This is a genomic window from Mycolicibacterium palauense, from assembly GCF_002592005.1.
In the GTDB taxonomy this organism is placed as follows: Bacteria; Actinomycetota; Actinomycetes; order Mycobacteriales; family Mycobacteriaceae; genus Mycobacterium; species Mycobacterium palauense.
This window is the reverse complement of record NZ_NVQF01000019.1, coordinates 1-14,827: the sequence shown is the minus strand read 5'-3', so window position 1 is coordinate 14,827 and position 14,827 is coordinate 1. Positions and strand designations below refer to the sequence as shown.

Genomic DNA, 14,827 nt, shown 5'->3' with positions numbered 1-14,827 from the left:
AGGTACGACTGCCCGCTGCGGCGCGTGGTGAAACCGCATCAGTCCCGCTCGTCGACGGTCACCGAGCCGGTGGAGGACCGCGCGACCACGGTGGCCAGCGCCCGGCCCGGGTCCCGGGTCTGTTCCACCGCGATCGTCGTGCCACCGAGATAACCGGCCTGGGCGGTGACCGCATAGGGGCCGCGCCGGGGCAGCCCGATTCGCACGTCGCCGTTGCCCGTGACCGCCTCGATGCGCGTCGGCGCCTGGGCGTTATCGACATCGGCGTTATCGACATCGATGTCGACCCTGATGTCGCCGTCGACGCTGTCGGCGACGAAGGACTCCCGCACCGCGATCGGGGACCGGGTGGCGACCATGCCGTGCTCGGTGTGGACCTCGACGGAGCCGGCGGCCCCGTTGAGGATCACCGCCCCGTGGGTGGTGTGGGTGACCAGCGCGCGCAGCGCGGTGTCGACGAGCAGGATCCCCGCCTGATGGGTGGTCTGCACCGAGAGGTCGGCGGCCAGCGCGGGTGGCAGTACGACGGTCAGCTGCCCGGCCTGCGCCCAGTCCACCCACCGCGACTCCTCGCCGCGGACGGTGATCCGGACCTCGGGCTGGCCGGCGTCGATCTCCAGGTGCTGCGGCCGCGCGCCGGCGGGGCTGACCAACCGCATCTCGACCCGGGGCCGGTCGGCCTGCGGGTCACTGCGCAGACGCAGGGTGACCGGGAGCTCGGCGGTGTCGACCGTGAGCGAGCGCATGGTGGACGGCAGCGGGCGGCTGTCGGCGGTGACCCGGGTGCTGCCCAGCCCGACCGCGGCGGCGGTGAGCCCGCCCAGCGTGCCGAGCAGCAGCAGCGTGGCCGCGACCACCAGGGTCACCCGGATTCCGGTGCGGCCCCGGTTCGGCGGCGCCGCGACGTGTGTGCTCATGGCTTCTCCACTTGAGGATTCGGGTCGGGATTCGGGTCGGGATTCAGGTCGGATTCAGGTCAGGATTCGAGGTAGCGGAGAACCGCCAGCACGCGGCGGTTCTCGCTCTCGTCGGGGGACAGGTCGAACTTGCCGAAGATCGAGGCGATGTGTTTTTCGGCCGATCCGGTCGAGATCGACAGCGCCGCGGCGATCGCCGAGTTGGTCTTTCCCTCGGCCATCAGCTGCAGCACATCGCGCTCCCGCGGCGTCAGCTGGTCGAGTGCCTGACGCCGGGCCGAGCGCACCAGGATCTGCGCGACGACCTCAGGATCGAGCGCGGTGCCCCCGGACCCGACCCCCGCGACCGCCGACAGGAACGCCGGGACGTCGGCCACCCGGTCCTTGAGCAGGTAACCGAAGCCGCGGGTGTTGGAGGCGATCAGGTCCGCCGCATAGCGTTCCTCGACGTAGTGCGAGAGCACCAGCACCGCCGAGTCGGGATTCTGGCTGCGCAGCAACGCCGCGGCGCGGATGCCCTCGTCGGTGAACGTCGGCGGCATCCGGACGTCGACGATGACCAGGTCCGGGGTGGTGTCGTTGACCACCCGCAGCAGTTGGGTGGCGTCGGCGACGCCGGCGACGATCTCGTGGCCGGCGTCGCTGAGGATCCGCTCCAGCCCGGCCCGCAGCAACGCGGAATCCTCGGCGATCACGATGCGCATGGCAACACCGCGCTGACGGTCGTGGGTCCGGCGGGCGGGCTGGTCACCGTGAAGCTGCCGCCGGCGGCGCGGACCCGCTCGGCCAGGCCGCGCAGGCCGGTGCCCTCGCCGGTGCCGTCCCCGGTGCCGTCCCCGGCGATGGTGGCGCCGCCGCGGCCGTTGTCGAACACCGACACATACAGCTGGCCGGGGAGCTGTCCGGTGCTCTCGTCGTGCCGAACCGTCACCACCGCCTGGCTGGCCCCGGCGTGCCGGGCGACGTTGGTCAGGGCCTCGGCGACCACGAAATAGGCCACCGCCTCGATCTCCTCCGGCAGGCGGTGCGGCAGGTGCACGTCCAGCGTGGTCGGGACACCGGAGGTCACGGCGCGCTGCACCACCGCCGACAGCGCGGCGTCGAGCCCGCGGTCGGCCAGGATGGTCGGGGCGATCCCGCGCACCACGTTGCGCAGTTCGGCCAGCGCCTGTTTGGCGTCGTCGTGCGCCTCGCCGATGAGCTGGCGGGCCGCCGCCGGATCGGTGTCGATCTTGGTCTGCGCCAGTCCGATCGTCATGGCCAGCGACACCAGCCGCGGCTGGACGCTGTCGTGCAGATCGCGCTCGATGCGGTGCCGCTCGGTCTGTGCCGAGGACACCGCGCCCCGCCGGGCGTCGCTGAGTGCATCGACCCGCTGCCGCAGCGCCGCCGTCGGTGACGGCGCCAGCAGCCAGCGGTCGATGCGGGCGTCCAGCGCCGGCGCAAACACCAGGATCGCCGCCGCGGCCGCCAGGGCCACCACCGCCAGCAGCACCGCCACCGGCACCGGCAGGAACGACAGGCCGGCGCCGGGATCGCTGCGCCGCACGGCGATTGCCGCCGCGGGAGCCAGGAAGGCGAACGCGGTGAGCGCGAAGGCGGTCCCCACCGCGCTCACGTCGTAGATCATCCGCAGATAGTGGTGGGCGCACCCCTTCCAGAACCGGGCGCTGCTGATGTCGAGCCACAACTGGTGGGCCCAGCGCTGGAATCCGGTGTAGGGCGACAGTGCGCGTGCGGGCACCGCGATGCCCTGGCCGAACACCGCCTCGCTGCGGGCGCGCTCGATCCAGTCCGCGCCCCGCATCGTGTAGACGAAGACCACCGTGGCGATGAGGAATCCGATCACCGACGGGATGGAGGAGATGCCGATGATCATGATGGCCAACGGAATCCAGAACCAGACCACGGCCACGGCCGCCCCGGTCAGCAGGGAGGCGGTGGGAACCACACCCAGGTGCGGTCCGCGGGAAGGCAACGAAACCGTCGGCGCGGGGACGTCGGTCAGGGCAACCATGGCTTCGAACCTACGGACTCCGGCTCGCGGACAACACGGTGTTTTCCCCAGACGTGATGGAGGATAACCCCCATTTGTCCCGTGAGCCGTCACTCGACGTCACCGGCGCCAGTAGGGTCTGACAACTATGGCCCCCGCCGAACCGGACAGCCCCGACAGCCCCGAGATACCGCAGGATCCCGGCGACACACCGGCGCCGCGGACCCGCGTCGAGGTGCTCGGCAACATCGGGCCCAACTGGTTCGCCTCGGTGATGGGCACCGGCATCGTGGCCAATGCCGGCGCCACCCTGCCCCTCCACGTGCCCGGACTGCGCGGCTTCGCCCTGGTGGTGTGGGTGGTGGCCGCCGCGCTGCTGGCGGTGCTGATCGTGGTGGTCGGCGGCCACTGGCTGCGGCATCCCACCGTGGCGCGCAGCCACGCCCGCAACCCGCAGATGGCGCACTTCTACGGGGCGGCGCCGATGGCGTTGATGACCGTGGGCGCGGGCGCGGTGCTGGTGGGTCAGGACCTGATCGGGCAGCGACTGGCCGTGGACGTGGCCTGGGTGCTGTGGAGCGCGGGCACCCTGGGCGGGCTGTTCACCGCGGTGAGCATCCCGTTCCTGATGTTCACCCAGTACGACGTGGAACCGGACGCGGCGTTCGGGGGCTGGCTGATGCCGGTGGTGCCGCCCATGGTCTCGGCGGCCACCGGCGCGGTGATGATCCCCTTCATGGCCCCGGGCAGCGGTGCGCAGACGATGCTCTACGCCTGCTACGCGATGTTCGGGTTGTCGCTGGTGGCCTCGCTGCTGATCATCGCGATGATCTGGAGTCGGCTGACGCACTTCGGCACCTCGGGAACCGCCCGGGTGCCGACGCTGTGGATCGTGCTGGGCCCGTTGGGCCAGTCGATCACCGCGGCCGGGCTGCTGGGCACCTATGCGGCGCTGGCGGTGCCGGCCGGAATCGCCGAGGGGCTCAACTCGTTCGCCATCCTCTACGGGGTTCCGGTGTGGGGTTTCGCGGTGTTGTGGATCGCGCTGGCCACCTCGCTGACCGTACGCACGCTGCACAAGGGGATGCCGTTCGCGCTGACCTGGTGGAGCCTGACGTTCCCGGTCGGCACGTTCGTCACCGGCACCACCCAGCTGGCCGTGCACACCGGACTTCCCGCCTTCAGGGTGGCCGCGGTCGTCGCCTACGCCGGGCTGCTGTTCACCTGGCTGCTGGTGTTCGTGCGCACGGCCCGGGGCAGCCTGCGCGGAAACCTGCTGAACCCCCCGCCCGGCGGAGGCCCGATCAAGGCACACAAGGATCCCGTGCGCTGATCCCGTGAGGCGATCGGAGCGTCCGTGTCACAATCGCGGGCGTGCGGGTAGGGATGACGATGCCGGTGATGGAACCCGATCTCGACGCGGCGGTGTTGCGCCGCTGGGCCCGCACCATCGACGAGGGACCGTTCTCCTCGCTGTGCTGGGGGGAACGCATCGCCTTCGACAACCCCGACAGCCTGACCCTGCTGGGCGCGCTGGCGGCCTGGACCGAGCGCGTAGAGCTGATCACCACCGTGATCGTGCCGCAACTGCACGATCCGGTGATGTGCGCCAAGGCGCTGGCCACCGGCGACCTGTTGTGCGGGGGCCGGCTGACGGTCGGGATCGGCATCGGTGGCCGCGATGAGGACTACCGCGCCGTCGGCGCGGACCCGAAGAGCCAGACCATGCGCGGGATGGCCGAGCGCGTCGAGACCATGCGCCGGGTGTGGGCGGGGGAGAAGCTGACCGAATCCGTGCTGCCGGTCGGCCCGGCGCCGGTGCAGCCGGGCGGGCCCCGGCTGCTGGTGGGCACCATCGGGCCCAAGACACTGCGCAGCGCGGCCGGCTGGGCCGACGGCCTGGCGGGCATCACCCTCGACCTCGACGTCGGCAAGCAGAACGAGTTGTTCGACATCGCGCGCCGGTCCTGGGCCGACGCGGGCCGCCCCCCGCCCCACTTGGCGACCTCGTTCTGGTTCGCCCTCGGGGCCGCCGACAGCGCGCGCGAGCAGGTCCGCGCACACCTGCGCCGCTACATGAACTGGATCCCCGCCGACTATGTCGACGCGATCGCGCCGACCACGGGATGGTCGGGCGGCGACGACCAGCTGGCGGCCACCCTGCGGGCCTTCGAGGCGGTCGGCACCGACGAGGTCCACCTGATTCCCACCAGCTCCGATCTCGACCAGCTGCGGCGGGTCGCCGATGTCGTGAAGGACTTCTCATGAGCAGCCCGTTCGGTGCCTACCAGTACGAGATCTATTTCGCAGGCCTGTCCGGGGTGCTGCCCGCGCTGCCGATGGACTACGCCGGGTGGGAGGAGCGCGCCCGCAACGTACTGGCGCCGTCGGTGTGGTCCTACGTGGCCGGCGGCGCCGGCGACGAGCGCACCCAGGACGGCAACGTCACCGCGTTCGGCGGCTGGGGGCTGATTCCCCGGATGCTGGTCGGGGCCACCGAGCGTGACCTGTCGGTGGAGCTGTGGGGCCGGCGCTGGCCGGCGCCGGTGTTCATGGCGCCCATCGGCGTGATCGCACTGTGTGCCCAGGACGGCCACGGTGATCTCGCCACCGCCCGGGCGGCCGCCCGCACCGGGGTGCCGATGTGCGGGTCCACGCTCATGGAGGATCCGATGGAGCGGGTGGCCGCCGAATTCGGTGACACGCCGGGGCTTTTCCAGCTGTACTGTCCCACCGACCGGGAGCTGGCCGAGAGCCTGGTGCACCGCGCCGAGGCCGCCGGCTACGCCGGGATCGTCGTCACCCTGGACACCTGGATCCCGGGCTGGCGTCCCCGCGACCTGGCGATGTCCAACTTTCCTCAGCTGCGGGGCAAGTGCCTGGCCAACTACACCAGCGACCCGGTCTTCCGGGCCGCGGCGGGCCTGGCCGAGGGCGCCGATCCGCGTGAGGCGGTGATGCACTGGGCGGGGATCTTCGGGAAATCACTGACCTGGGACGACCTGACCTGGCTGCGGTCGCTCACCAGCCTTCCGCTGATCCTCAAGGGGATCTGCCACCCCGACGATGCCCGGCGGGCAAGGGATTACGGCGTCGACGGCATCTACTGCAGCAACCACGGCGGCCGCCAGGCCAACGGCGGACTGCCCGCCATCGACTGCCTGCCGGCGGTGGTGGAGGCCGCCGGCGACCTGCCCGTGCTGTTCGACTCCGGGGTGCGATCGGGCGCCGACGTGATCAAGGCCCTCGCGCTGGGCGCCAGCGCGGTGGGGATCGGCCGGCCCTACGCCTACGGTCTGGCGCTGGGCGGAGTGGACGGCATCGTGCACGTGCTGCGGTCGATGCTGGCCGAGGCCGACCTCATCATGGCCGTCGACGGCTACCCGACGCTGGCCGACCTGACCCCCGAGGCGCTGCGTCGGGTGGGCTGAGGGCTCACGGCTCGTCGTCGAGCACCGAGAACGGCTCGGTCGGGGTCTCCACGACGACGAGCTTGGCTGCCGAGTCAGCCGGAACGGTGTTGCGGCGCAACGCCGCCAGGGCCTGCTCGGTGCCGACGTCGCGGCCCGCGCGTTCGGACAGCAGCCAGCGGGTCTCCAGCAGATCGCAGTAGGCCTGCGTCGGGGTGCCCTGGTGCCGGACGGCGGCGTGGGCCCGGTACATCATCGGGGTTGCCACCTCCATCATCCACAGCCGCGCCGCGGTGGTCTCGTCGACGTCGTGGCCCGCCTCGCGGGCCAGTTGAACCTGGTAGGCGTGCAGGTCACCGAGCAGGATGCGGGCCTGACCCTCCCCGGTCTCCAGCCCGGTCAGCCGCTGCAGGTGTGCGGCGTGGTAGCGGCGATCGCCGACGGCGACGTGCAACCGCAGATGTTCGGGCCCGCTGTCGGTGGGCTGCCCGGTGGGGTGCAGGGTCACCTCGTCGACGGCGAAGCCGAGCTCGTTGAGCCTGCGGATGGCGCTCTCCACGCGGTAGCGGTCGTTGAAGCCGAAAACCGGTTCGGCATTGAGGGTTTCCCACAGCGCGGTGTAGCGGTCGCGGACCCCGATCGCCTCCCGCATGAGGGTGTCGCGCAGCTCGGGGGGCTGGTCGAGGCGGGCGGCCAGGTCGTCGAGGCCGGCGGCCACGTTCTCCACGAGGATCTCGATGTCGAGTTCGCGCTGGCCGTTCGACAGGCGCGGATGGACCTCGCTGGTCTCGGCGTCGACCAGCCAGGCCTGCAACACCTGGCCGTCCCGGCTGAACAGGGTGTTCGCCAGCGAACAGTCACCCCAGAACACACCGTGGCGGTGCAGCTCCACCATCAGGGTGGCCATCGCGTCGAACAGCCGGGCGCGGTGCTTGGGTTCGTCGGGTGGCAGTCGCATGAACAGCCGCCGATACTGCCAGGACCCCTGCAGATATCGGGTGACCAGGATGGCGGTGTCGAACTCGGGCTGTGCCACCAGTCCCGCGGGCCGAACCGCGGGCAGTGCCATCTCCTCGAGCCTGCTGAGGACGTCGTACTCCTTGGTCGCGATGCGCGGCGGCAGCTCCTTGAGCGCCCACAGCAGACCGTCGCACTCGGCGAATTTCACCAGGTGCCGGCTCGGGCCGACGGCGATGTCCCGCAGCTCCACCTCGGGAACCGTCCACCGGGACAACGGAAGCTGCCACGGGAGTGCCAACAGCCCCGGTGTCGGCGCCCGCAGTCGCAGCTCCGGCGCGCGCATGTGCTCAGCCCATCGAGGTGCTCGCCGCGGTGCTCGCCGAGGTGTTGGCGGTGCCCACCCTGGTCAGGTTGTCGCCGCCGGCCGGGTCGAAGAGGTGGATCTTGGCGGTGTCGAGCCACAGGGTGGCCTTGTCGCCGTGGCGGACCCGGCTGGTGGGGTCCAGCGACACGCACAGCTGGGTGCGGGACTGCTCGCTGTCCAGCTCGCTGGCCAGCTGGGCCAGCTGCCCGGCGATCTCGGCGGGCGCCTCGAACGGGACGAAGGCGTACTGCTCGTTGCCCAGCCATTCGGTCACGTCCACGGTGACGTCGAAGACCGCTCCGCGGGAACGCTTCTCGTCGTCGACCAGCGTCGCGTCCTCGAAGTTGCCGGGGCGGATGCCCGCGATGTACACCCCGCCGTCGGTGGTCACCGCCTTCCATTCGTCGCGCATCGGCACCGACACGAAGGGAAGTTCGAGACGGTCTCCGCGCACCGAGGCGGGCACGAAGTTCATCGGCGGCGAGCCGATGAACCCGGCCACGAACAGGTTCACCGGCTGCTCGTAGAGTTCGCGGGGGCTGGCCACCTGCTGCAGCACGCCCTTCTTGAGAACCGCGACCCGGTCGCCGAGGGTCATCGCCTCGGTCTGGTCGTGGGTGACGTAGACGGTGGTCACGCCGAGGCGCCGCTGCAGGCGCAGGATCTCGGTGCGCATCTGTCCGCGCAGCTTGGCGTCGAGGTTGGACAGCGGCTCGTCGAACAGGAAGGCGTCGGCCTGCCGGACGATGGCGCGCCCCATCGCGACCCGCTGGCGCTGGCCGCCGGAGAGGTTGGCCGGCTTGCGGTCCAGGTGCTCCTCCAGTTCCAGTGTCTTGGCGGCCTCGGCGACCCGCGAGCGGATCTCGTCGTCGCTGAACTTCCCGGACAGCCGCAGCGGGAAGGCGATGTTCTCGAAGACCGTCAGGTGCGGGTACAGCGCGTAGTTCTGGAACACCATCGCCAGGTTGCGGTCGCGCGGGGCCAGGTCGTTGACCCGTTTGCCGCCGATGATCATGTCGCCGGAGGTGATGTCCTCCAGGCCCACGATCATGCGCAGCAGCGTCGACTTCCCGCAGCCCGAGGGCCCGACGAGGATCATGAACTCGCCGTCGGCGATGTCCAGGCTCACGTCGTTGACGGCGGGATAGCCGTCGCCGTACTTCTTGACGATGTGGCGCATGGTGATTTCAGCCATGGGGTTATCCCTTCACTGCTCCGGAGGTCAGGCCGGCGACGATGCGCCGCTGGAAGATGAGAACCAAGATGACGACGGGAATGGTGACGACCACCGACGCGGCCATGATGTAGGGGACCGGCGACTCGAAGTACGACGCACCCTGGAAGAAGGCCAGGGCGGCGGGCACGGTGCGCGCGCTGTTGGTGGAGGTCAGCGAGATGGCGAACAGGAAGTCGTTCCAGCAGAAGAAGAATGTCAGGATCGCGGTGGTGAAGACCCCCGGCGCGGCCAGCGGCACGACCACCTTGCGGAACGCCTGCCAGGGTGTCGCGCCGTCGACCTGGGCGGCGTGTTCCATCTCCCAGGGGATCTGGCGGAAGAACGCCGAGAGCGTCCAGATCGACAGTGGCAGGGCGAAGGTCAGGTAGGGGATGATCAGCCCGATCCAGGTGTCGTAGATCGCCAGGCCGCGCCACATGTCGAACAGCGGCCCGACCAGAGCGGCCTGCGGGAACATCGCGATCGCCAGCGCCAGGGACAGCAGCACCTTCTTGCCCGGGAACTCCAGCCGGGCGATGGCGTAGGCGGCGAACATCGCGATGACGACCGACAGCGCGGTGGCGATCAGGGCGATGCCCACCGAGTTGATCAGCGCCCGGGTGAACAGCGGCTGGCTGAAGATCTGCGCGAAGTTGTCCAACGTCCAACTGGTGGGCCAGAACTGGGGACTGCCCGAGACGATGTCCGAGGGGGGTTTGAACGCCAGGCTGATCATCCACAGCAGCGGGAAGAAGCTGTAGAGGACGATGACGACGCCGGCGACGGTCCACCACCGTCCGGTCCTGGCGGCGCTCATCACTGATCACCCCTCACCTGGGACAGGTCGGTTCTGAACCCCTTGACGAAGATCCAGGCGATCACCACGACCGTCAGGAACAGCAGAACCGAGACCGCCGAGCCCATACCGAGATTGACCAGTGTCACGTTCTGTCTGTAGGCCAAGAACGAGATGGGTTCGGTGTTGTTGGCGCCCCCGGTCATCACGAACGGGTTGTCGAAGATGCGCCACGCGTCGAGCGTGCGGAACAGCAACGCCACCATGATCGCGGCCTTCATGTTCGGCAGCGTCACCTTCCACAACCGCTGCCAGGCGGTGGCACCGTCGACCTTGGCGGCCTCCTGCATGTCCTCGGGGACCTGAACCAGGCCGGCCAGCAGCAGCAGGGAGATGAATGGTGTCGTCTTCCAGATCTCGGACAGGCAGATGACGAAGATCGCCGACCACCGGTCCCCGAACCAGTTGAAGTCGCCCAGGGCCAGCCACTTGTTGACGAACCCGGAGTCGATGGCGAAGGCGTAGCGCCAGATGAACGCCGAGACGACGGTGACGATGCCGTAGGGGATCAGGATCGCGGTGCGCAGCGGTCCGCGGCCCCGCACGATCCGCAGCATGACGAAGGCGAAGGCGAAGCCGACGACGAGCTCGACGGCCACGGTCACGACGGTGATCGCCAGCGTGGTGACGAAGTCGTTCCACCACACCGGGTCGGTGAGGATCACACCGTAGTTGCCCAGGCCGACGAAGCTGCGGCCCGCCGGGTCGGTGAGCCGATAGTTGTACAGCGACAACACCAGCGCGTAGCCCAGCGGATAGGCGGTGACGAGGATCATCACCAGATAGGAGGGCAGGGTGAGATACAGCCCCAGCCGCCGTTCGCCGCGGGTGCGCTCGCTGGTGGTGCCGGCCTGGACCGGCGATTCGAGTGTGGTCACAGGAGCCGCCTTCCGGCCAGTACATCGGCCATGAACTCATCTGTCTTGCGCGGTGTTTCGCTGGTGACCGAGTCCGGTGGATGCCAGGTCTGGATCACCGAACCCGCCACGTCGACGTAGAACGGTGTCAGGGGCCGGGGGCCGGCCTCGGCGATCGACTCGCGGATCAGGTCGGCGTTGGGGTAGTTCTCGCGGACCTCGGGATCGTTGTAGGACGCCGCGTAGGGCGACGGCTCGCCCTCGTCGAGCATGTACTGGGTGGCCTTGGGCAGGGCGTTGATGCACTCGACGGCTGCCACCGCCAGGTCGGGATGCTTCGAGTAGGCGCCGACGCCCAGGTTGGCACCGCCCAGCGGCGGCGCGCTGGGCTGGTCGGGGTAGACGCGGGGGTAGCGGGCCCAGCCGATGTCGTCGACGACCGACTGGCTCAGGGTGCCGTCCTCGGCGGCGCCGCGGGCCGCGGCCAGCACGTAGGGCCAGTTCAGCATGAACATGCCCTGGTCGGACTGGAAGTTCGCGCGGGCCTGCTCCTCGGTAGCGGTGGACAGGTCGGCCGGGGCGGCGGCCGAACGCGCCAGGTTGCCGATGATCTCGGCGGCCTTCTCACCGGCCGGGCTGGCCAGGCTCGGCGTGGCGTTCTTGCCCGCGCTGGCGTCGGTGAGGACCTGGCCGCCGGCCGAACGCACCAGTGCGTTGATCCACACCATGTAGCCCTCGTACCGGGAGCCCTGCTCGGCGACCTTCTTGCCTTGTGAGAGGGCGGCTTTGATCATCTCGTCCCAGGTGAAGGCCGGGCTGGTGGGGTCGACGCCGGCCGCGGCGGCCAGCGACTTGCGGTACCAGAGCAGCTGCGCGTTGGACTTGAACGGGGCCGCGTACAGGGTGTCGTCCCACATTCCGGTCTCGATCGGGGCGGGCAGCATGCCGGCGGTGAGCCGGGCCTTCTCGGCGTCGGTGTAGGGCCGCAGGAAGCCCGCGTTGGCGAACTCGGCGGTGAAGACGACGTCGACGCTGAGGATGTCGATCGAGGAATCGTGGGCGGCCAGCCGCCGCACCAGCTGCTCGCGCTGCTGGGTCGCGCTCGACGGCAACACCTCGACCTTGACCTGGTAGGCGCCGCCGGAAGCCTCGGCGCACTGCTGGGCCCGGCTGGCGGCGCCGCCGTTGTCGGGGAAGACGTACCAGGTGAGTACGGGGGCGCCGCCGGCGCCGCCGCAGCCGGAGAGCGCTGTGGCGGCGAGGGCCGCCGACAGGACGGCGCCGGCGAGTCTGCGTGCCGCCGAGCGCCCGGGATGAATACGCCTCATCAGAACTCCCACGCCGTTGTCAGGCTCCTGAATCACTGTGATCCACTGTTGTGCGTCGCGATAAGTGTGTCATAGTTCACAGGCTCCGTGGCCACCGCCTCGCGGTGTCCGGCTGGCAAACTGGCGCGCGACGATGGGGTTGCCCGGCTCGCTCGCGAGGCCTGCCCCCCGGACACCCACCCGGGGGCGGGGTGAGGCGCGGGTGCGGGTGCGGGGAACTCGGGTAGCTCGAAAGCGGCTGTGGCACAATATATCTGATGTCGCACCCTGGGGCTTGGGCCCCGTCTTTCTGGTTGACATCCGCCGCACTCGCCCGCACGCTGTTGTGCGTGGGCGTCCACTCCGGGCGTCGTCCCGACCGAACCGAAGGAACGCGATGACCGGCAAACCGGCCGACCGCGCCGAGCCGGGCGCCGATTCGGGCCTGGATTCAGCCACGGACTCGGCCACGTGGTGGAAGACCGCCGTGGTGTACCAGGTGTACATCCGCAGCTTCGCCGACGGAAACGGCGACGGCATCGGCGATATCGCCGGACTGCGGGCCCGGCTGCCCTATCTGTCCGGCCTCGGGATCGACGCGGTGTGGATCAACCCGTGGTATCCCTCGCCGATGGCCGACGCCGGGTACGACGTCGCCGACTACTGCGACATCGAGCCGACCTACGGCACCCTCGAGGACGCCGCGGAGTTCGTCGCCGAGGCGCATCAGCGGGGTATCAAGGTGGTTCTCGACATCGTGCCGAACCACACCTCCGAGGCGCACCGGTGGTTTCAGGCCGCGCTGCGCGACGAGCCCGGCGCCCGTGAGCGCTACCACTTCCGTGCCGGCCGGGGGCCCGACGGGTCGGAGCCGCCCAACGACTGGCAGAGCGTGTTCGGCGGCCCGGCCTGGACCCGGCTGCCGGACGGATCGTGGTACCTGCACCTGTTCGCGCTGGGCCAGCCCGATCTGAACTGGGAGAACCCCGAGGTCCGTGCCGAGTTCGAGAAGGTGCTGGCCTTCTGGTTCGACCGCGGGGTCGACGGCTTCCGCATCGACGTCGCGCACGGGTTGATGAAGGCCCCGGGGCTGCCGGACCGCGGTGCGCCGTCCGGCGGTCCCCCGTACATGGGCCCCCACCCGGCGTGGGACCGCGACGAGGTGCACGAGATCTACCGCGGCTGGCGGGCGGTCGCCGACCGCTACCGTCCGGGACGGATCTTCATCGCCGAGGCGTGGGTGTCCTCCAACGAGCGCCTGGCCCGCTACCTGCGCCCCGACGAACTGCACACCGCCTTCCAGTTCGACTTCCTGCGCGCGCCGTGGCGGGCGGCCAGCCTGCGGGCCGTCATCGACGACGCGATGACGGCGGCGGCGACGGTCGGCGCGCCGCCGACCTGGGTGCTGTCCAACCACGACGTTCCGCGCACGGTCACCCGGTACTCGCGTTCGCAGCCGGATTCGCTGGTCGAATCCGAGTGGGAGCGCTCCCGATGGGCCGACGAGGAGGCCGACCACGCCCGCGGGCGGCTGCGGGCCGCCGCCGGTGCGCTGCTGCAGTTGGCGCTGCCGGGGACGGCCTACATCTATCAGGGTGAGGAGCTCGGTCTGGAGGAGGTCGAGGAACTGCCCGGCGATGTCCGTCAGGATCCCACCTGGGCGCAGTCCGGGTACACCGATGTGGGCCGCGACGGCTGTCGGGTTCCCCTGCCCTGGACCAAAGGTCCGGTGCCCTATGGATTCTCGCCACCCGGGGCCGTGAAATCTCCGTGGCTGCCGCAGCCCGAGCACTGGGGCGAGCACAGCGTCGAGGCTCAGGACGGCGAACCGGACTCGATTCTGAACGTGTACCGGCGCGCGCTGGCGCTGCGGCCCGCGATGTGGGCGACCACGACCGACGTCCGGTGGCTCGCCACCCCGGCCGATGTGCTGGCGTTCTCCCGCGGTACCGCGCAGTGCTGGGTCAACACCGGTCCCGAGGCGATCGAACTGCCCGCGGGAATGCGGGTGGTGCTGGCGTCGGTGCCGGGCGTGCAGCGGCACCTGCCCAGTGACGCCGCGGCATGGCTGGTCGAATCGGGACGCTGATGCGCCGGGCCGGGGCAAACATGCGACAGTAACGCCATGTCGACCGCCACGCCGCCGCCCTCGACGCGGGTCTCCCGCCTCCACGAGAAACAACGCACCGCGCGCGCCGAACTGGACGCGCTGCTCGACAGCACACCGCTGGCCACGATCGCGCTGATCCGCGACGGCCACCCCGTGCTGTTCCCGACCGGCTTCGCGCGTGTCGGCGACGAGGTGGTGATCCACGGTTCCACCGGCTCACCGTGGCTACGGGCGCTGGCGTCCGGGGCCGCCGCGGCCGTGGCCGTCACCACCCTCGACGGTGTGGTGGTGGCGCGCAGCGGGTTCGAGTCCTCCTTCCACTACCGCAGCGCCGTGCTGTTCGGTGGCTTCGCCGCCGTCGAACCGGACCGCAAGGTCGACTACCTCGACGCGCTGACCGACGCCTTCATCCCCGGCCGGGTGGCCGAGCTGCGGGCGAGCACCCGTAGGGAGTTGGCCGCCACCCAGGTGCTGCGGCTGCGCATCGGCGAGGACAACTGGTCACTGAAGGTCAGTGACGGCTGGCCCGAGGACCCGGAGGAGGACGTCGTGGCCGGGGTGTGGGCGGGTGTGGTGCCGATGTCGACCGTGTTCGGGCCGCCGCGGACCGCCCCCGACTGCGATCCGGCCGTCCCGGTGCCGGATTCGGTGCGGGCCATGGCCGCGGCGCAGGCTGACCGGCGATCCGGCTAGGTGGTGTCTGTCAATTGCGGACGCGGTGGTTGATGATGATCGCGGCTAGGGTTACCCCTCCGAGGTAGCTCAGGGCGTACTTGTCGTATCGGGTGGCGATTCCTCGCCAGTGCTTGAAGCGGTTGAAGGATCGCTCGACAG

Annotated in this window: 13 protein-coding genes; 5 read left to right on the top strand and 8 right to left on the bottom strand. The window is 70.2% G+C overall.

What is annotated here, in order from left to right:
* Positions 1–38: 38 nt before the first annotated feature.
* Genes CSR00_RS10100 through CSR00_RS10090 form a run of 3 tightly spaced genes read right to left on the bottom strand, consistent with a single transcriptional unit; the run spans position 39 to position 2,934 of the window.
* Entirely contained in the window at positions 39–917 is an 879-nt protein-coding gene (locus CSR00_RS10100; RefSeq protein WP_099022267.1) for a DUF4097 family beta strand repeat-containing protein, read from the bottom strand.
* A gap of 59 nt (positions 918–976) precedes the next feature.
* A complete protein-coding gene (locus tag CSR00_RS10095; protein ID WP_099022266.1) occupies positions 977–1,621 on the bottom strand; it encodes a response regulator transcription factor in 645 nt (214 codons plus the stop codon).
* On the bottom strand, positions 1,609–2,934 hold the full coding sequence (locus CSR00_RS10090) for a sensor histidine kinase (protein WP_176561991.1): 1,326 nt from the start codon (positions 2,932–2,934) through the stop codon (positions 1,609–1,611). The genes CSR00_RS10095 and CSR00_RS10090 overlap by 13 nt, the downstream gene beginning before the upstream one ends.
* A 127-nt stretch (positions 2,935–3,061) precedes the next feature.
* Between CSR00_RS10090 and CSR00_RS10085 the strand changes: the two genes are divergently transcribed.
* From CSR00_RS10085 to CSR00_RS10075, 3 genes are read left to right on the top strand one after another with little or no spacing between them, the layout of a single operon-like run.
* Positions 3,062–4,246 (top strand): TDT family transporter, encoded by a 1,185-nt coding sequence (locus CSR00_RS10085; RefSeq protein WP_099022265.1) that lies wholly within the window; start codon positions 3,062–3,064, stop codon positions 4,244–4,246.
* A 53-nt stretch (positions 4,247–4,299) separates the two neighbouring features.
* Positions 4,300–5,181, top strand: coding sequence for an LLM class flavin-dependent oxidoreductase (locus CSR00_RS10080; protein ID WP_099022264.1), 882 nt, complete (start codon positions 4,300–4,302; stop codon positions 5,179–5,181).
* The gene (locus tag CSR00_RS10075) at positions 5,178–6,344 is read left to right on the top strand and encodes an alpha-hydroxy-acid oxidizing protein (protein ID WP_099022263.1); all 1,167 of its coding nucleotides are present in this window, start codon (positions 5,178–5,180) and stop codon (positions 6,342–6,344) included. The genes CSR00_RS10080 and CSR00_RS10075 overlap by 4 nt, the downstream gene beginning before the upstream one ends.
* Positions 6,345–6,348: 4 nt before the next feature.
* Here CSR00_RS10075 and CSR00_RS10070 read toward each other — a convergent pair whose 3' ends face one another.
* The 5 genes from CSR00_RS10070 to CSR00_RS10050 are packed head-to-tail and all read right to left on the bottom strand — an operon-like array spanning position 6,349 to position 11,904.
* A complete protein-coding gene (locus CSR00_RS10070; RefSeq protein ID WP_099022262.1) occupies positions 6,349–7,626 on the bottom strand; it encodes a DUF4032 domain-containing protein in 1,278 nt (425 codons plus the stop codon).
* A gap of 4 nt (positions 7,627–7,630) precedes the next feature.
* Positions 7,631–8,842, bottom strand: a complete 1,212-nt coding sequence (locus tag CSR00_RS10065; protein ID WP_099022261.1) for an ABC transporter ATP-binding protein — start codon at positions 8,840–8,842, stop codon at positions 7,631–7,633.
* A gap of 4 nt (positions 8,843–8,846) precedes the next feature.
* Positions 8,847–9,680 carry a carbohydrate ABC transporter permease gene (locus tag CSR00_RS10060; RefSeq protein ID WP_099022260.1) on the bottom strand — a complete coding sequence of 278 codons (834 nt, stop codon included), beginning with the start codon at positions 9,678–9,680 and terminating at the stop codon, positions 8,847–8,849.
* Positions 9,680–10,597, bottom strand: a complete 918-nt coding sequence (locus CSR00_RS10055; RefSeq protein ID WP_099022259.1) for a carbohydrate ABC transporter permease — start codon at positions 10,595–10,597, stop codon at positions 9,680–9,682. Before CSR00_RS10055 ends, CSR00_RS10060 begins: the two co-directional genes overlap by 1 nt.
* Entirely contained in the window at positions 10,594–11,904 is a 1,311-nt protein-coding gene (locus CSR00_RS10050) for an extracellular solute-binding protein (protein WP_099022258.1), read from the bottom strand. The genes CSR00_RS10055 and CSR00_RS10050 overlap by 4 nt, the downstream gene beginning before the upstream one ends.
* Before the next feature lie 376 nt (positions 11,905–12,280).
* Here CSR00_RS10050 and CSR00_RS10045 point away from each other — a divergent pair, with 376 nt between their 5' ends.
* Positions 12,281–13,972, top strand: coding sequence for a glycoside hydrolase family 13 protein (locus CSR00_RS10045; protein ID WP_099022257.1), 1,692 nt, complete (start codon positions 12,281–12,283; stop codon positions 13,970–13,972).
* Positions 13,973–14,008: 36 nt separating this feature from the next.
* Positions 14,009–14,686 carry a pyridoxamine 5'-phosphate oxidase family protein gene (locus CSR00_RS10040; RefSeq protein WP_099022256.1) on the top strand — a complete coding sequence of 226 codons (678 nt, stop codon included), beginning with the start codon at positions 14,009–14,011 and terminating at the stop codon, positions 14,684–14,686.
* The last annotated feature ends 141 nt before the right edge of the window (positions 14,687–14,827 follow it).